Below are 21,827 nucleotides of genomic sequence, written 5' to 3'. Positions count from 1 at the left end.
TTTTCACAAAAAAAAGACCGCCTGATAAACAGGCAGCCCAGAGAAATGGAGGGGGTAGTACGTGATTCACGGTATCTTCCTGACGTGCTAGGATACGAGGAAGGTTTCACAATTTACGTGACTCACGAACATCGAACTAGCAAAATGGGAAATTTCACCTGACACGGAGCTCTTCCTCTCTGCTCGAATATACCTAGCGAATCGATTTATATGCGTGGACGCGTCCGGTTTGTCGGAATGGCCGCAAGCGGATCATCCGGCCAGTAATGCTTGGGATAACGTCCCTTTAAATCTTTTTTCACCTCAAAATACGCATGTGCCCAAAAGCTCGCCAAGTCCCGTGTCACCTGTACCGGACGATGCGCTGGCGAAAGCAGGTGCAATGTCAGTGGGACTCTGCCTCTGCCTATTCGCGGGGAGTCTTGCCAACCAAACAACTCCTGTAGCCGGATCGAAAGCACTGGAGCCGCTGGATTGCTGTAATCGACAGGAATTTTGGAACCGCTCGGGACGATCACATGAGTCGGAGCGTGCTCGTCTAGCTGTCTTCGCTGCTCCCATGAGAGCATACTCTCTAGCAACGTCGTCACCGACAGCGACTGTAGGTCTTCCTTTCTTTTGAAACCATACACATGGGGAGCGAGCCATTCCTCCAAGGAAGCAAGCAGTGACTCATCTTCCACATTCGGCCAGTCTTCCTCCAGACGATGCATAAACAACAAACGCTCCCGATACTGTCTCGCCTGCCGATTCCACGGCAAAATCTCCAAGCCTTCTCCTTTTATTCCGTCCAAAAACGCTGTTAACACCTCATCTGGAGAAGACTCCGCAGGCATATCCGCCAACAGGATCGCGCCCAACCGTTTTTGCTTGCGGCTGCGAACTGCCCCAGCTGAATGCTCCCACCATACGTTCATTCGTTCAGTAATCTGCATCGCACAATCCTTCAACAGCTCGCTTTCTTCCACGCTAGCCGCCAGTAATATCCGACTATCTGCACCTTGATCATCGAGTTCTGCTGCCACAATATACGGCGAAGCCACCAGTGGTTGCTGCACGGAAAAAGCCGCCCCACGCCCATTGCGAAGCAAATAACGTCCATCCGCCCTTCGCTGGGCAATCCGGTCCGGGTACGCAAACGCCAGCAGTCTTCCCGTCGCTTCTGTACGAGTGGAAGTGCCAGCAGACTGGTTGTTTCCCCATACCCGTTTGAAATGAGCTGCCTCCTTCCAAAGTCTTTGGCATGCTCCTACATCAATCGGAAGCTCCGTTCCACCACTCTGTTTATTTCCTACCCGACGAAGTAGTTCAACACGCGTACGCATATCCGCATCTACTGACGCTTGGCGCCCCCTCACAATATCTCGTTCTTCCAAGAGAACAGCTAGCTCGCAGGCCAGCTCACCTTCCCCCAGCTCATTCGCTTTCTGAATCATGTGACCCAATCTCGGATGCACAGCCATTCCAGCAAGCGCTCGTCCATGTGCTGTGATCTGCTTCCGCTCATCTAATGCGCCCAGTTGGAGCAGCAGCTCTTGAGCCTGTGCCATCGCTGGCTTCGGTGGGGGATTCAGCCAATCCAGCTCGTCCGACGACCCGACTCCCCACAAAGCCAGCTCTAATGCCAACACAGCCAGATCCGCTTCCATGATTTCAGGTGCCTGCTGTGGTATGAGCATACGATCTTCTTGCTCTGTCCACAGTCGAAAACAGACCCCGGGTGCAAGACGTCCAGCCCTTCCACGGCGTTGGTCAGCAGATGCTCTCGATACCTTTGCAGTCTCCAGTCTCGTCATCCCTGTTCGCGGAGAAAAGCGCGGGATCCGTTTTAATCCACTATCAATCACGATGCGCACACCCTCGACAGTCAAGCTTGTCTCGGCAATCGTGGTAGCGAGGACAATTTTGCGTTCTCCTGTTTTCCCAGGCTGGATCGCCTTATCTTGTTCCTCCTGCGACAAATTTCCGTAAAGAGGCGCAATCCGTATGTTCGTGCCCACACCGCTTTGCTCAAGCAACTCTTGCACCCGGTGAATCTCTTTGGCTCCCGGTAAAAAGACAAGCATATCTCCCTCTTCTTGTCTCAACGCCTGAAAGATCATCTGGACAATCGCTTCTTCCAGACGCCCCTGCATCGGGGATGTCAAAAAGCGCGTCTCTACCGGGAACATCCTGCCTTTACTACTGACAATGGGAGCATTCCCCAGCAAGGCTGACACAGGCTCTGCATCGAGTGTAGCGGACATCACGAGTATTCGCAGGTCCTCTCGAAACAAGCTTTGTGCCTGAAGACTAAGGGCCAGCCCTAAATCCGCGTGCAAATTTCGTTCATGGAACTCGTCGAAAATAACAAGACCAACATCAGATAGCTCCGGATCATCCTGTAGCATTCTCGTTAAAATTCCTTCTGTCATCACTTCAATTCGTGTGCCTGGACCTACTCTTGATTCACGCTTGACCCGATATCCGACTGTTTGTCCAACTTCTTCCCCCAGCAAGGCAGCCATGTAGGCAGCGGCTTGACGTGCGGCCAGTCGACGTGGGACCAGCATCACAATTCGACGATTATGTAACCAAGCTTCTTCACGCAAGGCCAGTGGTACCCGCGTCGTCTTCCCCGCACCCGGAGCAGCAACCAACACTGCGTTTGTCTCTTCACGCAGCGTGTTTACCAGCTCGGGCAATACTTCATTTATTGGCAATGCATTCATGTTTTCACCTCATACGAGCAATCATCCCTTTTCATCATACACGATATAGGAATATAGGATGAGTGTGGATCGTAAACGAAAATGACTGAATAATCATTCAACAGTATAATGAATCCATTACTATGGGAGGTGTGCGGTATGATTCACATTCATCACCATGAAGACGTGGCTTGTCTGGAAGGGATTGTTCGCGTAGGGGATTGGGAATCGGCAATCTATGTTTATATGACCGATGGCATGCTGGTTGATACGGGCCCGAAAGTACTCGAGCAAGCTCTCATTCACAGGTTTCTGGAAGCCTCGTTTGATTCGGTCGTATTGACGCACAGTCATGAAGACCATGTCGGTACCGCCTCGTGGATTGCCCAGCACAAGCAGGTCCCTCTTTTCATTCACGAAAAAGGCGTGAACATTTGCTCCCAAAAAGCACTGTACCCATTCTACCGACAGCTGACTTGGGGGATTCGCGATCCGTTTGTGGCCCACCCTTTGGGTGACGTCCATCACTCTCGTTCCCTCGAATGGAAAGTGATGGATACCCCCGGTCATGCCCATGATCATGTAGTTTTGCTGGACGAAATGAACGGTCGCTTGTTCTGCGGCGATCTTTTTATGGGTGTGAAAACGAAGGTTATTTTACGAGAAGAATCAATCCCCACCTTGATGAAGTCCCTTCGAACCGTGCTGGCTTGTGACTTCCAAACAATCTTTTGCGCCCATTCCGGATATCATCCAGACGGGAAAATACGCTTGCAGCAAAAGCTGGAGCATTTGGAGAATCTGTCTGGGGAAATCCTGCGTTTGTATAGCCAAGGGCTTTCTTCCCGCGAAATAAACAAGCAACTGTTTCCTTCTAAACCGCTGATCATCGCGGCTTCTTCTGGCGAGTTTGACTCCCTCTATATCGTAACATCTGTTCTTGCAGAACACCTTCCTTTTCCAACGCCGAATAGTATACTAGAAGGATAATCCTTACAATTCTATTTTTAAAAAAGAGGAGCGTATATGAAAGTCATCACAGTATTCCTTGCACTCATTCTAGGTTTATCTGGTATTTATCCTGCGGTTACACATGCTGCACCGAAATTTCATGATGTCGATCCGAAGAAATACGGCTGGGCCATGAATTCGATCTCCTTCATGGTAGATAAGGGGGTTGTTAGCGGTTATCCTGACGGTCGCTTCCAACCCGAAAGATTGGTAGACAAAGCGGAAATGACCGTCATGATCTATCGCCTGTTTGATCAATACAGACCATACAAAGCTAACAAAAAAACAGATTACAGCAACTATCACATCGAGAAATTTGCTGACGTGCCTAAAAGTCACTGGGCGTACACAGAGATCAGCTCGATCGTCACAAGAGACTGGTGGAACGCTGTCCGATATTCGTCCAATGGCTACTTTTTTTTCCCAGACACGAAACTAAATCGAATTGGTGCGGCAAACGTCCTGCCCGTCTTTATGTTGGAAAACCAAGACATTCCAGCGGCAGAGGTCTTACAAATCCTTTCTGGCATGCGGGATATTCCCATCATCTTGAGTCCGTATTCGCTTGACCCAAACTCGCCTGGACACCTTTTCCAGGAGGATGGTCGGTACAACGAAGATGGGAGAGACCAAACGAACATCCTGTATCCGCTTCTCTTTGGCCAAGATGGCGATGAAATCTTGTTTACGGATGACTACAGCGGAATCCTCGGAACCAACCTCGCCCTTTTGCAAAGAACAGGGATCATGACTGCATGGAACGGCAAGTTCGAGGGTGGAGAAATGCTGACTCGCGCCGAAGCCGTCACTATTTTGCACAGATTTTATAACCATTTGAAGCAGACAGGGACACTCCGCCAATACTCGAGCAAGTAAAAAACCTCCATCCCGGAGGTTTTTTTGCGACACTTTATTCTTTGTCGATCGGATTACTCATACGGTCCTCATACGGGTCGAAATAAATTTGTCCATTGGAGCTAATCACGGCGTAATTCACTTCCTCGACACTCAAGCCTTTTTTGCCCACCTGTGAAAGTAGCCACTCGATGGTTAAGCTATGTTGGCGTAAATTGCTCTGGATGATTTGACCATCCATGATCAATTCAATCGGGAATATCTGTCTCTTCCCCATTTTCAGTTTCAAGTCCCCGCGAGTAACAGGTAAAAATTGCGGTTTTCTCAGGACGGATATCTCTCCATTCAACTCCAGCACAGCATATTGAACTTCTTCGATATTAAAAATGTTTCTTTCCCGCAGCTCTTGATTCAGCGTATCCAAAGACAGCTTTTGCTTGCGCATGTTATCTTCGAGAATTCTTCCTTCCTGGATGACCACCGTCGGCTGGCCCGAAAACCATTTTCGCATTTTCCGGTTTTTCAGGGAGAGAATCATCAACAAATAGGCGATACCACCAAAAGTGAGTAATGTCACGAGCATGTGCGATATTTTGGCCATGTTGTTAAAGGCAAGATTTGCTGTCAGCGCCCCCAAGGTGATCGCCGCGACAAAATCGTGATACGTCATTTGCGCAATCGTCTGCTTGCCCAAGATTCTAGTAATGATCATCATGATGGCAAAAGCCAGCAGTGCTCTCGCAATTACTTCCACAATAGATTCCATGCTCCACCCCGGGGATGACGAAATTTTGCACCATACCCCAATTATAGCCATGTTTATCAATGGAAAACCTATCATGACCGTTTCGCATACAGACATTTCCTACAAATTCTTCTACAATAGAAAAAAATCATACCCATGGAAAGGAATGAAAATGATATGGCGATCAAAAAGCTGGAGCATGTGGGCTTGATGGTAAAAGATTTGAACGCCTCAGTTGCCTTTTACACCGAAGTGATTGGAATGGAGCTAAAAGGAAAGCTCGCTCATTCCAACGGAGTTATTACGCTTGCTTTTCTTGGATTTCCGGGAAGCACTGAGACAGAGCTGGAGCTCATTCATGGATACAGCGATTCCCTTCCGGTAGAGGGCAAAGTCCACCACCTGGCGTTTGCTGTGGACAACCTCGAAGCTGAAATCGACCGTTTGAAGCAACGACATGTAACCTTTATCGATCAGGAAATAACCACCTTGCCGAACGGCTCGCGTTATATGTTCTTCAAAGGTCCGGATGGGGAGTGGCTGGAGTTGTTTGAAAGCACAAGAACGTAGAGGGAAAAGATTCGCCTTTTCCTTCTACGTCCCCTCTTCTATTTTACTTTGATTTCTTTTCTACGTCCCATATACCACTGATAAAATCCTTCCGCCAACTCTATCGGCACATCTGCTACCCCTCTATGACTCACTGGTTTGGCACGATTGACTGTTTTGATCGAAGCAAGCCCTAGCTGCTTTTGCAGGAGGCCTCTTTTGACGTTGACCTCAATAATCTTTTCTCGTTTGGAGATATATAAGGTCGTAGTTAGGCTCCCTGTTTGGAACTGAATAAAATGATCATTCAAGATGTATCGCGTGTTGTAGAATTCAATGACTTCGAAGGCTAGGATGATCAGTGTCAACGCAATGGATATAACCCACCAGGCTTGCTCCCACCCCAACATATTCGGCTTGAAATAAAAAAGTGCACCTGTGCCTATAAGCCAAATCCAGCTCGATCTGACCAAGCGAACCCATAACGATTTTATGGGGAGACTCGTCATTTTTTCCGTCACTTCATACGCAGGCAATATTTCTGCGATCATCTCATACGCACGTTTTATTGGTAGAAATGGATAGAGGGAGCTGACATCCTGTTTATCCTTATCCGAATCACTATCCCCGCCAACAACCGTCAGCTTGACTTCGGCGAGACCCAACATGCGCTTTAGCAAGGATTGTTTGATTTTAATCGCTTGCACTCTCTCTTTTGCGATCGAAAAAGTCGTTTCTTCAATGACTCCTTTGGCAATGTAAATCCGGTCGTGATCTGAAGAAATCTCGTATTTTCCGTAACGAATATAAGTCGTAACCAGGCCGAATATGATGGACAGGACGAGTAGTCCAACGGCTGTTAGCGTGATCCATGTCCACGAGCTCATTATCAGCGAATAAATACCTACTACCTGCTCCTCCACGTCGATATATTCGGTGAGTTTGAAGTACGCCCAAATCAGTAACGTAATCATCCCGAGGAAGCTGAGAGAAGTGAAGGAAGCCTTGATAATCTCTTTTTTCGTTGGCGTAAAGTGTATGACTCGCTCAGGAGTGATATACGGTGTACCGATTTCCTCCGTGGAATCTCCTGCTTTCCCTTCAGCCTCAGACTCTTTCTCTAATCGCACTGCCTGTTTCGTGTAGGCCTCCAGTCGATCTGCTTCGTTTACAGAAATCACCGCGAATTCCACTCTAGAATCATCGCCAACCATCCCTGTCTCAAACCGGATAGAAGTCACTTTAAAAATCCGGTGCAGCAACGTCGTATGTCGATTGACGTTTTGGATTTTGCTAAAGGGGATCGTTTGCTTTTTCTTCGTAAGAATCCCTTCGTAAAGATGGAAAGCCGTATCATCCAGCCTATACTTATACGAAACCCATTTCAAAAGCAGATAGGCCAGCATCCCTCCTACATAGATGTAAAAAGCAATTCTCCCGTATGTAATGAATGCGTTTGTCGCGTCATGGTTGAACACAAACAGAATCAACGCAGGAAAAAACAGATGCTTAACTTGGATGATGAGATCAAAAAGGATCGTTAGTGGATGGTATCGTTTTGCTTCCATCACTACTCCACTTCCTTTAATTTGGCGTAGTGTGCAATCTGTTCTCTCAATTGAGAAGCGACATCCCCCGGCAACCCTGGAATTTCGTGTGAGGAGCCCATTGTTTTAATCGAGATGGTGTACAGCCCGTACTTTCGCAAAATTGGTCCTTGTTTCGTAGAGACTGCTTGAATTTTCGTCATGGGAACAAGGAAATGTTTCTCTGTGATCACCCCGAATTTCATTTGCAGGAAATCCTCATCGATATCATACCGCCAGCTTTTATATAAAAAATACGGCTCGACAAAAGACCAGATCGTCGCGATCACACCGATAACGAGCAATCCGTGCAAACACCATCCCATCCATTCCTTCCAGGCAAAACGATTATCTAGATAATAAAGAACGGTCAAAATAACAAGCCCGATTACAACCGTAATCCCCGCAGTAATAAGCTCTACCTTGAACGCATCCTTGGACAAGCTCTTCTGTGGTGCGCTAATTCGAGAAGGCATATCATCACTCCTGTATGTTTATTCCACTGTCCATGCTCCCTTTATTTCATACGTAAAACATTCCGTCTGGTTTCTACGAACGAATCGGCAATTTTTCATGCAGCAAACGAATACTCTTATGCCGTTCGAATCATACTAAATAATGGAGAAAACGGCTTGTAAAAATTATCACATTATAATCATTATAAAAAACTTGACTTACTGAATCATTTATTAAATAATAATCATTGTAAATTATATTCAAGCATGCCTCGTTACGCATGTCCTGAATATGTACTATACAAAAAACATATAAAGGAGCTAACACTATGTCACTCATCGGAACTGAAGTATTGCCTTTTAAAGCACAAGCATTCCAAAAAGGTAAATTTCTCGAAGTAACTGAAGCAAACTTCAAAGGTCAATGGAGCGTAGTTTGCTTCTACCCAGCAGACTTCACTTTCGTTTGCCCTACTGAACTCGAAGATCTGCAAAACCAATATGCAACTTTGAAAGAACTCGGTGTTGAAGTATACTCCGTTTCTACAGATACTCACTTCACTCATAAAGCATGGCACGCAAGCTCTGAAGCAATCAGCAAAGTAGAATACATCATGATCGGTGACCCTTCCCATGTGATCTCCCGCAACTTCGACGTATTGATCGAAGCTGAAGGTCTGGCAGATCGCGGTACATTCATCATCGACCCAGACGGTGTCATCCAAGCTGTTGAGATTACTGCAGGTGGCATTGGCCGTGATGCAAGTGCTCTGATCAACAAAATCAAAGCAGCACAATATGTTCGCAACAATCCAGGTGAAGTTTGCCCAGCTAAATGGCAAGAAGGTGGCAAAACACTGAAACCAAGCCTTGATCTCGTAGGCAAAATCTAAGGTGTGATATAAAATGGCCCTTGACCAAGAAATCAAAGCGCAACTAGAACAATATCTCGAGCTCTTGGAAGGCGATATTGTACTCAAAGTCAGTGCAGGCACGGATGAGGCATCCTCAGAGATGCTTGCACTGATTGATGAGCTAGCCAGCATGTCTTTGAAGATCAGTGTGGAGAAAGCAGAACTCACTCGCACACCTAGCTTTAGCGTAAACCGTGTCGGCGAAGATACTGGCGTTGTTTTTGCCGGTACTCCGCTGGGTCACGAATTTACTTCCTTGGTATTGGCTCTCTTGCAGGTTAGCGGAAGAGCTCCAAAGGTCGAGCAAAGTGTCATTGATCAAATCAAAGACCTTCGTGGTGAATATAAGTTCGAATCTTACATCAGCTTGAGTTGCCACAATTGTCCAGATGTTGTCCAAGCTCTGAACTTGATGAGTATCTTCAATCCTGGTATTACTCATACAATGATTGACGGTGCCGTATTCAAGGACGAGGTAGAGAGCAAAAACGTGATGGCTGTGCCAAGCGTTTTCCTCAACGGTGAATTTTTCGAAAGCGGCCGTATGACCGTGGAAGAAATTCTTGCCAAGCTGGGTTCTGCTCCGGACGCATCCGAGTTTGACAATAAAGACCCCTATGATGTACTTGTTGTTGGCGGTGGCCCAGCAGGTGCTAGTGCGGCGATTTATGCAGCACGTAAAGGGATTCGTACTGGTCTCGTTGCTGAACGCCTTGGCGGTCAAGTCAATGACACATTGGGCATTGAGAACTTCATCAGTGTGAAATACATTGAAGGTCCTCAGCTCGCAGCCAACTTGGAAAAGCAAGTAAAAGAGTATGGCATTGATGTCATGAAGCTGCAACGTGCCAAGCGTTTGGAGAAGAAGGATCTGATCGAAGTCGAACTCGAAAACGGCGCTGTTCTGAAGAGTAAGACAGTCATCTTGTCGACAGGTGCTCGTTGGCGGAATCTGGGTGTACCAGGTGAAGCAGAGTTCAAGAACAAGGGTGTAGCTTATTGCCCTCACTGCGATGGTCCTTTGTTCATAGGCAAAGATGTCGCAGTTGTTGGCGGCGGTAATTCAGGTGTGGAAGCAGCGATTGATCTCGCAGGTATTGTGAAGCATGTAACCGTTCTGGAATTCTCGCCAGAACTGAAAGCTGACGCAGTATTGCAAGATCGTCTTTACAGTCTGCCAAATGTCACTGTACTCAAAAACGTTCAAACCAAAGAAATTACGGGTACAGATAAAGTAAACGGCATTTCTTACATCGAGCGTGAGACAGGTGAAACCAAGCACATTGAATTGCAAGGTGTGTTTGTACAGATCGGTCTGGTACCAAATACAGATTGGTTGGGCGAAACGATTGAGCGCACTCGCTTTGGTGAAATCGTAGTAGACAGCCATGGTTCTACAAACATCCCTGGTGTTTTTGCTGCGGGTGATTGCACGAACAGTGCTTATAAACAGATCATCATTTCGATGGGATCTGGAGCTACTGCGGCTTTGGGAGCTTTCGATTATCTCATCCGCAACTAAATAACAAAGCCACTCCTCTTCAAGGGAGTGGCTTTGTTTATTTAGTTGGTTACTTAGTACCCACGTTGATAAACGGAGTAGCTCCACCCGTTACGCTCGGCAGCTTTCCATCCCATTTGCGTATCGCTTCGAGTTGCGCCTCAATCTGTCTGAGCTGAATCAGCTCTGGCGTAACCTCTTGCTTTTGCAGACGCAGTGCTTGTGCCTGTGCTTCTGCTCTTGTGATTTCTTGCTCTTTCTCGATCTTGATCCGCTCCAAATCCAGCTTCGATTTGAGCGCTTGCTGCTCGGCCACCTGCTTGGATTCAATGGCGCGGTTGAATTCATCACTGAAAGTAAACTCGCGAATATTGATTTCGTCGAGGATGATGTTATAATTCGACAGCTTTTTATGCAAGACTTCTTTTACCTTTTGGCTGACCTCAGAACGCTTGGATACCAGTTCTTCTGCTGTGTATTGAGCAGTCACGGCTTTAAATGATTCGGCAATGGCAGGATCAACAATTCGGCTATTGTACTCCAATCCCACTTGCTGATACAGTTTATTGACATTTTCTGCATCCAAATGATGGTTAACAGCAATTGTCGTAGAGACGGTTTGCAGGTCACGTGAAGCAGAAGTCTGGCTCATTTCTGATTTTTGCACCCGCACTTCCATCGGCACCACCGTTTGAATGAACGGAATTTTAAAATGCATGCCTTCTTGTAACACTTTTGGCTGTACCGCTCCCAGTTGCAGCACAACCCCACTATGCCCTGCGGAAATAATCGTAAAAGATTGCGTGCCAAGCAAGACCAACGCAACCAGTATCACAATCGTTGCGATCAGCTTTCCTCCTGCTTGAAAGGGACTCATTTTTACAACATTTTTGTCGCTCATACTCGTCCTCCCTCTATCTATACATGCTCATTCATGTATACGAGAGAGGGGGCTATAAGTTTCAAGAAATTTATGAAAAGTACATGTCATAAGCGCTCTGCTTTCGAAGCTTCTAACAGAACGTGCGCCATGCGCTCTGCCTCAATTTTGCATAGCTCAAATTCGACTTCACCAGATACATGCGAAATCAATTGGATGACTTCCTCACACCCGTGATTGCATATTAAAAACTGTCCCCACCGCACTTCCGAACGTGATACCTTGCGAGCGGAAAAGCCGCTTTGAAAGCCGCCAAGACTCATTTATTTCTCATCTCCATCCCAAAAACAATTATGCATCCCTCTCATCTTACCCTTTCTTTTGTAATCGAGGAAAAGTTGTTTATTGAAGGAGCTTCCCTTTCTCACTACTATAGAGACTAGAAGGGAGATGATTCAAATGCGAGACCCTTATGTACGAAGAGCCGAATGCGGCTCTGAGCAAAGAGTTCTTCTTTCTCTTGGTTCAGAGCCTTTCCCATATTGAGTTGAGGATCTCTTTGCTCATCTATATACGCACATCACGCTATATAGACAGGAGCAAAGCACATGAAATACAAAAATGCACAAGACCTATTGCCAGGCGATCTACTGCGGCAAATTCAGCATTACGTACAAGGAAGTTACTTGTACATCCCGATCCACCACGAAAACAAACGACAATGGGGCGCATCCACAGACACAAAGCAATGGTTAAGCGAGCGTAATCAAGCGATTTGGCAAGCCTATCGCGAAGGGGCTTCTGTCAAAATGCTCGCCCAGAAACATTACTTGACCGAACACAGTATTCGGCGCATTATTCGTGGACATAAATGAGACAGAGAAAAGGTCGACCGTGTGTCTGCTCTACTCTTGCGTTACACTCCTTTTTAAGATGAGTCAGTCAGGAGGGACAACGTATGAACCAGATTCACTTTCTCGCCATTTCGTTTATGTACAATGGATCTGCACAGGTCATTACCCCTGTGCTGCTGCAAGATGAGCATGAACTGATTCTTGTGGACTGTGGTTATCCGGACTTTTTGCCACTGCTTCAGGAGGCCGCACACAAGCAACAGCTTACGCTCGACGACCTTACGAAGGTCATTGTGACGCATCACGATATGGATCACATCGGTTCTTTGGCAGCGTTAAAAAGAACCTATCCCCACCTCGAAATCATCGCCTACGAATCCGAAGCACCGTACATCGCTGGACAAAAGACATCTTTGCGATTGGAACAGGCGCAAGCAACACTGGACCATCTGGCGTCGGGTGAAAAGCAGCACGCTGAGGAATTTATTCGCTTTTTGCGGTCCATCGAGCCCTGTGCGGTTGATCGAACCGTAACGAATCACGAACGCCTGCCTTTGTGCGGCGGCATCGAGATCATTCATACACCTGGACATATGCCGGGACATATTTCATTGTATTTGATCGCAAGCAAAACACTGATTGCTGGTGATGCTGTTGTCATCGAAAACGGTAGACTCGAAATCGCCAATCCGTCCTATACGCTGGATATGCAGGAAGCGATTCGCTCTGTCCGCCGTTTGCTCGATTATGACATCGAGCAGTTGATTTGCTATCACGGTGGATCGTTTCAGGGGGACGTCAAGAAAGCGCTGCGGGAACTACTCCAAGCCTACGACCCGACCCAGGAGGTTTTAAACGGATGAAACAGAACAAATACGATGAGCCAAGTTTCTTCACCACCTACAGTCAAATGGCCCGTTCGGTTGAGGGACTGAACGCCGCGGGAGAATGGCACGCGTTTCGAGAGCTACTGCCTTCCCTTCGCGAGAAAAAAGTGCTCGACCTAGGCTGCGGCTTCGGCTGGCATTGCCGATATGCGCGTGAGCAGCAGGCCCGCTCTGTTGTGGGTGTGGACCTTTCCGAAAAAATGCTGGCGCGTGCCAAAGAGACGACAACTGATCCCGCCATCGAGTATCTGCGTCTTCCGATTGAAGACATTGATTTTACTCCAGAGGAATTCGACGTCGTCATCAGCTCCTTGGCCATCCATTATGTGGAGCGCTTTGACTTGCTTTGCCAACGTATTTATCACTGTCTTGCTCCTGGAGGTTCCTTCGTTTTCTCCGTGGAGCATCCCGTCTTCACTGCTCTGGCTGGACAGGACTGGCATTACGGACCCGGGGGCGAACGGTTGCATTGGCCAGTGGACAACTATCAGCAGGAAGGCATCCGACAAACCAACTTTCTGGATCATGAAGTCGTCAAGTATCACCGAACGTTTTCAAGCTATATGAACGATCTCCTTGCTGCCGGATTTTACCTTACAAAAGTCGCTGAGCCTGGTCCTCCTGAGGAAATGCTGGATATACCCGGGATGCGAGACGAAATCCGTCGGCCGATCTTCTTGTTGATCGCCGCCAGCAAACCAGCATCATCCTAACTATTAAAAAGCACCCCGCCCTCCACGTCATTTCCGTGTTTGGACGGGGTGCTCTGTTATTCCCCAGCAGCCTCCAGATTTTTAAACTGGTTGTAAAACAATTGATAGTAGGTACCTTTTTGCTCAATAAGTTCATCGTGACTGCCTTTTTCCACGATCTCTCCCCGATCCACGACCATAATCGTGTCGGCATCCCGAATGGTATTAAGCCTGTGTGCAATCACAAAGCTCGTACGCCCATCCATAATGGTGAGGAGCGCATCCTGGATATTCAGCTCTGTCCGTGTGTCGATGCTGCTTGTTGCCTCATCGAGTATGAGCAGCGAGGGCTTGGCGAGTATGACGCGGGCAATCGCCAAAAGCTGGCGTTGTCCCTGACTCAGGTTGCCCCCATTTTCCGTCAGCATCGTGTCATAACGCATCGGAAGCCGATTGATGAACACATCTGCATTTGCCATTTTCGCAGCGGCTACTACCTCCGTATCTGTCGCATCTGGCTTGCCGTACATAATATTTTCCTTGATCGTACCAGAGAACAAGTACGTATCCTGCAAAACAAAGCCAAAGCTGCGCCGCAAGCTGTCCCGCGAATACTCTCGAATGTCTTTTCCGTCCAAATAAATCGTACCCGAGGTCACATCGTAAAACCGCGTGAGCAAATTCACAATGGTGGTCTTGCCTGCACCCGTCGGTCCGACTAACGCGATGGTACTCCCCGCCTGTGCCTCGAAGCTGATATTTTTCAAAATCAGTTGATCTGGACGATAGCCAAAGCTAACCTGATCGAAAACAACGTGACCCTTAGGCTGTGCGAGCACAGTGGCACCCGGAGAATCCACTGGCTCCTCTTGTTCATCCAACACCTCAAACACCCGCTCCGCCCCAGCAACACCGGATTGAAGCACATTGAAAATGTTGGCGAGGTCGTTCAGCGGACGGACAAACTGGCGGGAATAACTGAGAAAGCTCGCAATCACACCGACTGTGATCAATCCTTTGACAGCGAGAACACCTCCGACAATCGCCACCATGGCAAAGCCGAGGTTGTTAATCACGTTCATGATCGGCATGAGAAAGCCCGTCCAGACTTGTGCCTTCATCCCGATCTTGCTGAGCCGGTCATTGATCGTCGTAAAGTCCTCAATGGCTTTTTGCTCATAATTGAAGGCCTGCACCACCTGAATGCCTGAAATCGTCTCTTCAATGTGTCCATTTAGCTTACCTAGCTCCATCTGCTGATTTTTGAACAGTACGCTCGTTCGTTTGGCAATTGTTCGTGTGAGCAGAAAAACGAGTGGCACCGTGATCAGGCATGCAAGTGTCAGGATCGGAGACAGGACGAGCATCATCACCAGCGAACCGAGGATCACGATCCCCCCTGACATCAATTGCGTTGTCGATTGGGAAATGGAGCTGCTGACGTTGTCGATATCATTTGTGAGCCTGCTCATCAACTCCCCGTGCGTCCGCGAATCGAAATAAGCAATTGGCAGCTTTTGCAGCTTGTCAAAAAGGGATTGCCTCAAGTTCGTGACGATCCGTTGCGAGATGCCTGCCATCAACCAGCTTTGCAAAAACGTCAGTGCCCCATCGAAGATATACGAGCCGAGCAAAGCAAGAATGAGGATAGACAAAAAGCTAAGAGCTTCCTCGCCACCTGTCATCGCATCAATCGACTTTCCGATCAAATAAGGGGCAGACAGCATGAGTAGAGCATCGACAAATACAATGGCGAATACGATCGGCAGCAGCTTCTTTTCTTTGCCAAAAGCTAACCAGAGTCTTTTTAGCGTACCCGAAAAATTTTTAGGCTTACTTACTGGACCTCTGGCAGCACCATGTCCAAAGCCTCGGCCAGGTCTCGGTGAAAAGACAGGTTGTTGTTGCTTCTGTTGACTCACCTTACTTCACCTCCCGGCCGATTTGTGACTGAAAGATTTCCTGATAGACCTGACAAGAGGTCATCAATTCGTCATGCGTACCGATGCCCGCAACTTCACCATTGTCGAGCACGATGATTTTGTCCGCATCCATAACGGAGGTTATTCTCTGTGCAATCAAAATGCAGGTAAGACCAGCCGCATAGGCTCGAAGCGCATCCTTAATCTTCCTTTCTGTTGCCACATCTACCGCGCTTGTACTGTCATCGAGAATGAGGATTTCCGGCTTTTTCACCAAGGCCCTGGCTATGGAAATACGCTGCTTCTGTCCTCCAGAGAAATTGACTCCTCCCTGTCCTACGCGTGTCTCATAGCCTTCAGGAGTGGCGGAGATGAACTCGTGAGCCTGCGCCATACGTGCCGCTTGCTCGACCTCCTCGTGGGTCGCCTCTGCCTTGCCCCAACGAATGTTTTCCATCACCGTGCCCGTAAACAGCATGGTTTTTTGCGGCACAATTGCCATTTTTTCGCGCAATCGCTTCGGTTCGATATCGCGTACATCGATGCCATCTACTCGAATCGTGCCTTCCGTTACATCATAAAACCGTGGAATCAAACCAACCAAACTGCTTTTTCCAGAGCCTGTCGACCCGATAATCCCGACTGTCTCCCCCGGCAGACAAGTAAACGAAATCTGCTTGAGTACTGGCTGACCGCCTTCTCCATCATACGAGAAGCTGACCTCTTCGAAGTCGATGCGTCCCTTTTTGCCTGGAAGCTCGTGAGGTTGCTCCTCCTTCCAGCTCATTTGGTTTTCCTCCGCAAATACTTCTCCGATGCGTCCTGCCGATGCTTTGGCCCGCACAAACATGTTAAATACCAAGGAAATCATCATGAGTGAAAACAGGATTTGCGTCATGTAGTTCGTAAACGCGATGATATGACCGACCTCGATGCTTCCTTGTTCTACGCCAAGCCCCCCAAGCCAGAGGACCGCGACAATTCCGAGATTCATCGTCAGCATAATCGCTGGACTGAAGATCGACATCACCCGCGTAGCCGAGACCGATTTGGACTGCAGCTCTTCGTTTGCCCGTGTAAACTTGCCACGCTCAAAATCAAAGCGATTGAATGCCTTAACGACTCGTACCCCAGATAAATACTCACGCATCGCACCGTTCACTCGGTCGAGTGCTTGCTGTACCTTCAGGAAGAACGGAAAACCGATTTTCATATTCAAGAAAATAAACAGACCCACAATGGGTACGACAATGGCGAGAATCACAGCCAAATCCACGTTCAATTGGGTTGCCATAAACAACCCGCCAATGCACATCAACGGCGCTTTGACGAATATTCGCATCATGCCGTTCACAAACATCTGCACTTGATTGACGTCATTAGTCAGACGTGTCACGAGTGAGGCTCTATCGAACTTGTTCAGGTTTTCAAAGGGTAAGGATTGCACTTTGGAAAACAAATCTGCGCGCAGCTGCGCACCAAAGTTTTGCGACACGTATGTCGCCAGCACATTGCGGATCGATGCCGCGACTGCCCCCAACGCCGTAACGAGCAGCATCAGCCCGCCTGTCTTGAGCACGTAATCCATATCCCGGTTTCCGATACCCGTATCGATAATGTGAGACAGAATCGTCGGCTGCAATAGATCACATACCGCCTCCAAAGCTAAGAAAAACATGGAAATCCCGGCGACTACGCCGTATTTTTTTATGTAGGTTGTGTAGAAGCGCATCCGTTCACCCCATCTGTGTTCTTTACGTACAAGATAACGCTTAGCTAGCGAAATGTCACGAGTGATTGTCAAAATGAAAGTGTGGGAATTCCAGGTTTTTCCTACCATCGTCGTCGAAAATGTTAGGTGATTGATTTTTGGTCGAATGGGAGATGAAAAGATGGTTCAATCACTGTTAAAAGGCATGGAAGGGTTTTTTATACGTGTGACGGACCCAAGCGCGTCTGCAAAATGGTATGAAGAAAAGCTTGGGTGCAGACCTTTGTTTGACCCGGACGGGAATCCACTTGGGATGTGCCAGTATAGAATGGAAAAAAGGGCAAAAAGCTGGAATCTTTTTTCGATCCCGTGCTTTTTGCCCTCAGTTCGTTTTCTTGGTCTATTATTCCTGTGGAACAGCGCCTTGATCCATATGCAAGAACTCCCACAGATGGCCGTCCAAATCTTGAAAGCTCCAGCCGTACATGAAGCCATGGTCAACCGGGTCTTTCGCTGGAGTTGCGCCCGCAGCAAATGCTTTGTTTACGATCTCATCGACTTGCGCTCTACTGTCCGCAGACAACGCGACAATGACCTCGGTACTTCTGGTTGCATCCGTCAGCTCTTTTTTCGTAAACGTTTGGAAAAACTCTTCGACGAGCAGCATGGCAAAAATATTTTCGCCGATTACCATGCATGCTGCCTTTTGATCCGTAAATTGCGGGTTAAATTCATACCCGATCGCCGTAAAAAAGTCGATTGATTTGTTGAGGTCCTTCACCGGTAAATTGACGAAAATTTGTTTGGATTGCAATGCCATGTGTGATTCCTCCTCGGGGTTGTTTTTCCTTGATGTCTATATCCTAGCATTTCCCATTACCCGAGGCTTCTTCTGGATTGCTATTTTGCCATGTAGCCGGGTTCTCCATCAGCTTGTAGACCAATCGGAGCGGACGATGGGTGACGTATACGCTAGTCGCGTCTTCCCGTGACATTGCTTTGCTTTTGTTAGGAAGCGGTTTAGAATCCTCTGCATCCGGAGGAATGATTCCGATCACCTGTTTCCTGTCCACATCAAAGTGAACCGTATAGCCCCCCATATGATGACCTGATGTTTCATTTCTTCATACAAAGAAGCTCCTCCATTCTCTTGCTGTCGGCTGATCGACTACTTTCATATGCGAAAATTTTCTTGGATACCCATTAGTGTCTTGAGCAGGAAAAAGGTTACAGCAGAATGTTTGAAAATGTTCAGGAATGCAACAGCGACGGATGGATCGGGTAGCCTATAATTTACATGAGTCCTGCTACTTTCCTGATAACACAAGAAGTAAGAACGGAGTGACCTGTATGTATAAACGGCTACTAGCTATCCCGATTGCTGCTTTGCTCCTCGTCCTGGCAGCCTGCGGAAATGGTGGACAAACGGGCGATTCAGCGGCAGCAAAACCGACCAGATCGATCACTTACTTAGGCAACACTTATACAATTCCGGCCAGAACCAAAGCTATTGTTTTCGTTGGCTTCCCTGCTTCGTATGAAGATTCTTTCTTGCTGGGAATCCCGCCCGTCGCAGCTACGGTGGATAAAAACGGAAAGTTTCCGGCGGAATATCAAGCCATGATTAGAAATGCCAAGCAGCTCCCCTATCATATAACTGAGAACCTAGGTGAGCTGGTTGCCCTCGAACCTGACGTCATCATGACAACTGACAAGACCTCCAAGGAAGACTTGGCCAAATTACAAACCGCTGCATCCGTCATTCCCGTCTCTACGAACGGAGCTCATTGGCAAGAAAACTTGCGTTTGCTCGCTGATGTTCGTGGAAGAGATGACAATTTGGATACCTTTATAGGGAAAGTGAAGCAAAATGCACAGGAACTCCGCGACAAGCTCGCTCCACTCCCGGAAAAGAAAGTGCTGACGCTGTGGTTCCAAGAAGGCTCCTTTTACGCCTATCCAAAGGATGAACGGTATAATAACCTGTTATATACGGACTTGGCCCTGCCTGTCCCAGATGTCGTCGCGAACATGAAGGAGCGTACCGCACTCTCTATGGATGCTTTGGCAAAAGAAGATCCTAACTACTTGTTTGTGATGGTTAACAAAGAAGACCAGCCCGCTTTCAAGCAGTTGCAAGAGAAGCCTGCATGGAAAAATCTACGTGCAGTCAAAGCTGATCAAATGTACGTGAATGCAGTAGAACCAGGATTAGCTGGTGGCACGGCCTACAGCAACCAACAGTTTTTAAATGCTATTCGAAAACAGATGCTACAGATGAGTGAATAAAAAGATGGGCTTTGCCCATACTATACTCATCGAGCTCGGTGGTGTGTTTTCAATCAGGCTGTAGACCTTTACGGAGGCGATGTGCCATGGATGATTTACACGATCACCTAGTGAGTAAGGGAAACCGTACACTGCTTTAAGCTTCTAACTTCATACTGGAGGTAGATGCGTCGCACGTGATGATCGGTAGCACCTCAAAACTAACGAGCTCGATATATGCCGTCTCCTTTATGGAGGCGGTTTTATTTCTTTTAAAAATCGTTTGTCGGGCTGTTGTGGTGGGGAACAGGAGAAAACGCTCAGCTTCTTGTCCCACCCCCAGGGTAGCGTAAGCTGCCCGGCTCCATGAAAAAAAGCGAAACCCGCGTCCAAAGTCGTCCATTCAGGGGGTGGCTCAGAGGTGGACGCTAAAAGCTTGTTTCGCTTTTTTTCATGGAGCCTCGGTCGGTGTGCCAAAGATCTTCGCTAATTTCTCCTGTTTCCTCTACGAGCTTTCCAGATTAAGACGGGTTTTAAAAGCCTTAAAAGATTGATGAAATGTAAGCAGTAACGCTAGGGAAGAATATTTCCAGACGTAGCGACTTGTGGAGTCCTACCAGCGGGCAACAGAAACGCAACCGTGCCCGTGCTTCGAAGCGGCTACCACTTTTGCGTTTCCCCGCAAATCCCTTCGGAGCGGACAGTCTCAACCCTCAGCAGGACGGAGCCTGGAGCCTAGTCTCGAAATATTCTTCTCTCCACCGCAGCCACATCATATAAACCTTACGTTGTTACTGTATTGCTGTCATCGGGAATGCTGTATATATTGAGATTAAAAAAGGCACTTCATAGGAAGCGCCTAAGATAAAATTACTTCATTGATTCTATTACTTCTAACAAATCTGCCTCATTGATGGAAGGAAGCTCACCTGCCTCAGTTATATTTTCAAATTCAACGTTTGATTGATTAGATCTTAAGCCATTCGAACTGTTCATTTTAAATAATTGATTAGGTGTGTTTGGAATATAAGTATATTTTTTCAATTCGTCATCATATTCGCCACTCAAAAATAGCAGATATTCACCTTTTTCTAACTCGTGATAATTCGCATCAACTACGTTAGCAATCTCTTTATTGTCACCTAAATCTAGACCTATAAGACGATAAAGTTCGATGCTTTCACCTTCAGTTATCTTGGCGTCAGAAAGGTTACTATATAATTTATCCACTTGCACTTCGTATACATTATAAACAACAGTACCCACTTTTTCTTGTCTAAACTCAGATGGTACTTTTCCTTTTATGATTACATTAGCTTTTTTGACTATTTCTTCAGTAGAGTTGAATGTTCTAGATAGAGCAACGCTATGAGAGTTTGAATGGTTGAATTCTTTATACATCAGTGCAGAACCAACACCAGCAATTACTGCTGTCACAGACACAATAGCAATCAGTTTTTTCAATGTTCACACATCCTTTCCATAATTAGTTGTTGTCGTAGAGACCTCGAAGTTCTTTTTTGTCATACTTTGTAGGACCGTGGATATCCCAGTCAAATACATCGTTGTTATCCATTATGGAATCTACACTAGTATCTTCAGGATGAGCAAGACCAAGTGTATGACCGAATTCATGAGTCATAGTTTTTATCGTGTCATCCGTGTCAAGATCGTCACACATAGACCTTACAATTATTATGTTGGCTGACGCATATGGAGATCGATTCATCCTGCCTCTATCATCATATGGTATTCCAAGTCCATATGTACCAAGCCTATAAAGCTCCTTTTCGACTCTTGAATCTGGGTGTTCTACAGAAATATAACCAGTTTCATTAGTGTCTGCTGGCGAAAGGTTGATATTACTGATTGCGTTCCACTGGTCAGCAGCAGACCAAAGTAAATCCGAGTATTTTTCATCTAAATTGATATCTTCATATGTAACATCATAGATGTCCCATTCTCCTCCGAGATAGTCAGCAAATGCACTTGTTGTAAAAAATGAAAGCGAGGCAATGACAGTGAATAAACCAGCAGCAACTTTTTTCCTTTTACGTGACATAAAATATCCTCCTGATCAAGAAAATTTTAACATCAAGCCCATAATATATGACAGAAATAAAATTGTAAATATTTGTAATTATCCGTTTTAATTCTACTAATTGAATGGGATGATAAGTTACTAATTATCTGCTTGCTTTGATGCATTCGACCAGCTTTAAAATTGAAGATTGCATGCAGTTACGCCAGAGAAGAATATTTCCAGACGTAGCGACTTGTGGAGTCCTACCCAGCGGAGAAGGGATT

The 21,827-nt window shown here is 46.9% G+C and carries 21 protein-coding genes; 9 read left to right on the top strand and 12 right to left on the bottom strand.

Annotation, left to right across the window (positions count from 1 at the left end; all coding sequences use genetic code 11):
• Positions 1-206 precede the first annotated feature (206 nt).
• Entirely contained in the window at positions 207-2,711 is a 2,505-nt protein-coding gene (gene hrpB, locus BBR47_RS07845; RefSeq protein ID WP_012685228.1) for an ATP-dependent helicase HrpB, read from the bottom strand.
• Positions 2,712-2,849: 138 nt separating this feature from the next.
• On the opposite strand from hrpB, the gene BBR47_RS07840 reads away from it, so the two are divergent.
• A complete protein-coding gene (locus BBR47_RS07840; RefSeq protein WP_012685227.1) occupies positions 2,850-3,680 on the top strand; it encodes an MBL fold metallo-hydrolase in 831 nt (276 codons plus the stop codon).
• Positions 3,681-3,716: 36 nt separating this feature from the next.
• Complete coding sequence (locus BBR47_RS07835; protein ID WP_012685226.1) at positions 3,717-4,577, top strand: S-layer homology domain-containing protein; 861 nt, start codon at positions 3,717-3,719, stop codon at positions 4,575-4,577.
• 34 nt (positions 4,578-4,611) lie between these two features.
• Here the strand turns inward: BBR47_RS07835 and BBR47_RS07830 are convergent, their stop codons facing one another.
• Positions 4,612-5,322 carry a YetF domain-containing protein gene (locus tag BBR47_RS07830; protein WP_012685225.1) on the bottom strand — a complete coding sequence of 237 codons (711 nt, stop codon included), beginning with the start codon at positions 5,320-5,322 and terminating at the stop codon, positions 4,612-4,614.
• A 156-nt stretch (positions 5,323-5,478) separates the two neighbouring features.
• Between BBR47_RS07830 and BBR47_RS07825 the strand changes: the two genes are divergently transcribed.
• Positions 5,479-5,871 carry a VOC family protein gene (locus tag BBR47_RS07825; protein ID WP_012685224.1) on the top strand — a complete coding sequence of 131 codons (393 nt, stop codon included), beginning with the start codon at positions 5,479-5,481 and terminating at the stop codon, positions 5,869-5,871.
• A 38-nt stretch (positions 5,872-5,909) separates the two neighbouring features.
• On the opposite strand, the gene BBR47_RS07820 is transcribed toward BBR47_RS07825, so the two are convergent.
• Positions 5,910-7,421, bottom strand: coding sequence for a PH domain-containing protein (locus BBR47_RS07820; RefSeq protein ID WP_012685223.1), 1,512 nt, complete (start codon positions 7,419-7,421; stop codon positions 5,910-5,912).
• Positions 7,421-7,912, bottom strand: coding sequence for a PH domain-containing protein (locus BBR47_RS07815; RefSeq protein ID WP_012685222.1), 492 nt, complete (start codon positions 7,910-7,912; stop codon positions 7,421-7,423). The genes BBR47_RS07820 and BBR47_RS07815 overlap by 1 nt, the downstream gene beginning before the upstream one ends.
• A 308-nt stretch (positions 7,913-8,220) precedes the next feature.
• Here BBR47_RS07815 and ahpC point away from each other — a divergent pair, with 308 nt between their 5' ends.
• Together ahpC and ahpF are read left to right on the top strand one after the other, a co-directional pair.
• On the top strand, positions 8,221-8,784 hold the full coding sequence (gene ahpC, locus BBR47_RS07810) for an alkyl hydroperoxide reductase subunit C (protein ID WP_012685221.1): 564 nt from the start codon (positions 8,221-8,223) through the stop codon (positions 8,782-8,784).
• Between the two features lie 13 nt (positions 8,785-8,797).
• Positions 8,798-10,327, top strand: a complete 1,530-nt coding sequence (gene ahpF, locus BBR47_RS07805) for an alkyl hydroperoxide reductase subunit F (protein WP_012685220.1) — start codon at positions 8,798-8,800, stop codon at positions 10,325-10,327.
• A gap of 49 nt (positions 10,328-10,376) precedes the next feature.
• On the opposite strand, the gene BBR47_RS07800 is transcribed toward ahpF, so the two are convergent.
• Both BBR47_RS07800 and BBR47_RS07795 read right to left on the bottom strand, forming a co-directional pair.
• Complete coding sequence (locus tag BBR47_RS07800; RefSeq protein WP_012685219.1) at positions 10,377-11,207, bottom strand: prohibitin family protein; 831 nt, start codon at positions 11,205-11,207, stop codon at positions 10,377-10,379.
• An 86-nt stretch (positions 11,208-11,293) separates the two neighbouring features.
• Entirely contained in the window at positions 11,294-11,509 is a 216-nt protein-coding gene (locus BBR47_RS07795; protein ID WP_012685218.1) for a hypothetical protein, read from the bottom strand.
• A 285-nt stretch (positions 11,510-11,794) separates the two neighbouring features.
• On the opposite strand from BBR47_RS07795, the gene BBR47_RS07790 reads away from it, so the two are divergent.
• The 3 genes from BBR47_RS07790 (at position 11,795) to BBR47_RS07780 (ending at position 13,640) form a co-directional block, all read left to right on the top strand.
• On the top strand, positions 11,795-12,061 hold the full coding sequence (locus tag BBR47_RS07790; protein WP_012685217.1) for a CD3324 family protein: 267 nt from the start codon (positions 11,795-11,797) through the stop codon (positions 12,059-12,061).
• A gap of 83 nt (positions 12,062-12,144) precedes the next feature.
• Positions 12,145-12,903, top strand: coding sequence for an MBL fold metallo-hydrolase (locus BBR47_RS07785; RefSeq protein ID WP_012685216.1), 759 nt, complete (start codon positions 12,145-12,147; stop codon positions 12,901-12,903).
• On the top strand, positions 12,900-13,640 hold the full coding sequence (locus BBR47_RS07780; protein ID WP_012685215.1) for a class I SAM-dependent methyltransferase: 741 nt from the start codon (positions 12,900-12,902) through the stop codon (positions 13,638-13,640). Before BBR47_RS07785 ends, BBR47_RS07780 begins: the two co-directional genes overlap by 4 nt.
• A 56-nt stretch (positions 13,641-13,696) precedes the next feature.
• On the opposite strand, the gene BBR47_RS07775 is transcribed toward BBR47_RS07780, so the two are convergent.
• The 4 genes from BBR47_RS07775 to BBR47_RS07760 all read right to left on the bottom strand — a co-directional run bounded on the left by BBR47_RS07775 (position 13,697) and on the right by BBR47_RS07760 (position 18,352).
• Positions 13,697-15,541, bottom strand: coding sequence for an ABC transporter ATP-binding protein (locus tag BBR47_RS07775; RefSeq protein ID WP_012685214.1), 1,845 nt, complete (start codon positions 15,539-15,541; stop codon positions 13,697-13,699).
• 1 nt (position 15,542) lies between these two features.
• The gene (locus tag BBR47_RS07770; RefSeq protein ID WP_012685213.1) at positions 15,543-17,273 is read right to left on the bottom strand and encodes an ABC transporter ATP-binding protein; all 1,731 of its coding nucleotides are present in this window, start codon (positions 17,271-17,273) and stop codon (positions 15,543-15,545) included.
• 382 nt (positions 17,274-17,655) lie between these two features.
• Complete coding sequence (locus BBR47_RS07765) at positions 17,656-18,072, bottom strand: VOC family protein (RefSeq protein ID WP_012685212.1); 417 nt, start codon at positions 18,070-18,072, stop codon at positions 17,656-17,658.
• A gap of 43 nt (positions 18,073-18,115) precedes the next feature.
• Positions 18,116-18,352, bottom strand: coding sequence for a hypothetical protein (locus BBR47_RS07760; protein WP_012685211.1), 237 nt, complete (start codon positions 18,350-18,352; stop codon positions 18,116-18,118).
• 250 nt (positions 18,353-18,602) lie between these two features.
• On the opposite strand from BBR47_RS07760, the gene BBR47_RS07755 reads away from it, so the two are divergent.
• On the top strand, positions 18,603-19,541 hold the full coding sequence (locus BBR47_RS07755; RefSeq protein ID WP_012685210.1) for an ABC transporter substrate-binding protein: 939 nt from the start codon (positions 18,603-18,605) through the stop codon (positions 19,539-19,541).
• Between the two features lie 849 nt (positions 19,542-20,390).
• Here the strand turns inward: BBR47_RS07755 and BBR47_RS07750 are convergent.
• Entirely contained in the window at positions 20,391-20,984 is a 594-nt protein-coding gene (locus BBR47_RS07750; RefSeq protein WP_012685209.1) for a hypothetical protein, read from the bottom strand.
• 22 nt (positions 20,985-21,006) lie between these two features.
• Complete coding sequence (locus tag BBR47_RS07745) at positions 21,007-21,582, bottom strand: hypothetical protein (protein ID WP_012685208.1); 576 nt, start codon at positions 21,580-21,582, stop codon at positions 21,007-21,009.
• Positions 21,583-21,827 lie beyond the last annotated feature (245 nt).

The organism is Brevibacillus brevis NBRC 100599, from assembly GCF_000010165.1.
Taxonomy (GTDB): domain Bacteria; phylum Bacillota; class Bacilli; order Brevibacillales; family Brevibacillaceae; genus Brevibacillus; species Brevibacillus brevis_D.
This window is presented reverse-complemented; position numbering and strand designations above follow the sequence as displayed.

Bases quoted from the DNA above. Each gene is read 5' to 3' on its own strand.
- ahpC (WP_012685221.1), top strand. From the start codon at position 8,221: ATGTCACTCATCGGAACTGAAGTATTGCCTTTTAAAGCACAAGCATTC.
- BBR47_RS07790 (WP_012685217.1), top strand. From the start codon at position 11,795: ATGAAATACAAAAATGCACAAGACCTATTGCCAGGCGATCTACTGCGG.
- BBR47_RS07755 (WP_012685210.1), top strand. From the start codon at position 18,603: ATGTATAAACGGCTACTAGCTATCCCGATTGCTGCTTTGCTCCTCGTC.
- BBR47_RS07795 (WP_012685218.1), bottom strand. From the start codon at position 11,509: ATGAGTCTTGGCGGCTTTCAAAGCGGCTTTTCCGCTCGCAAGGTATCA.
- BBR47_RS07840 (WP_012685227.1), top strand. From the start codon at position 2,850: ATGATTCACATTCATCACCATGAAGACGTGGCTTGTCTGGAAGGGATT.
- BBR47_RS07800 (WP_012685219.1), bottom strand. From the start codon at position 11,207: ATGAGCGACAAAAATGTTGTAAAAATGAGTCCCTTTCAAGCAGGAGGA.
- BBR47_RS07835 (WP_012685226.1), top strand. From the start codon at position 3,717: ATGAAAGTCATCACAGTATTCCTTGCACTCATTCTAGGTTTATCTGGT.
- BBR47_RS07785 (WP_012685216.1), top strand. From the start codon at position 12,145: ATGAACCAGATTCACTTTCTCGCCATTTCGTTTATGTACAATGGATCT.
- BBR47_RS07770 (WP_012685213.1), bottom strand. From the start codon at position 17,273: ATGCGCTTCTACACAACCTACATAAAAAAATACGGCGTAGTCGCCGGG.
- BBR47_RS07780 (WP_012685215.1), top strand. From the start codon at position 12,900: ATGAAACAGAACAAATACGATGAGCCAAGTTTCTTCACCACCTACAGT.
- BBR47_RS07825 (WP_012685224.1), top strand. From the start codon at position 5,479: ATGGCGATCAAAAAGCTGGAGCATGTGGGCTTGATGGTAAAAGATTTG.
- hrpB (WP_012685228.1), bottom strand. From the start codon at position 2,711: ATGAATGCATTGCCAATAAATGAAGTATTGCCCGAGCTGGTAAACACG.
- BBR47_RS07830 (WP_012685225.1), bottom strand. From the start codon at position 5,322: ATGGAATCTATTGTGGAAGTAATTGCGAGAGCACTGCTGGCTTTTGCC.
- BBR47_RS07760 (WP_012685211.1), bottom strand. From the start codon at position 18,352: ATGGGGGGCTATACGGTTCACTTTGATGTGGACAGGAAACAGGTGATC.
- ahpF (WP_012685220.1), top strand. From the start codon at position 8,798: ATGGCCCTTGACCAAGAAATCAAAGCGCAACTAGAACAATATCTCGAG.
- BBR47_RS07745 (WP_012685208.1), bottom strand. From the start codon at position 21,582: ATGTCACGTAAAAGGAAAAAAGTTGCTGCTGGTTTATTCACTGTCATT.
- BBR47_RS07765 (WP_012685212.1), bottom strand. From the start codon at position 18,072: ATGGCATTGCAATCCAAACAAATTTTCGTCAATTTACCGGTGAAGGAC.
- BBR47_RS07815 (WP_012685222.1), bottom strand. From the start codon at position 7,912: ATGCCTTCTCGAATTAGCGCACCACAGAAGAGCTTGTCCAAGGATGCG.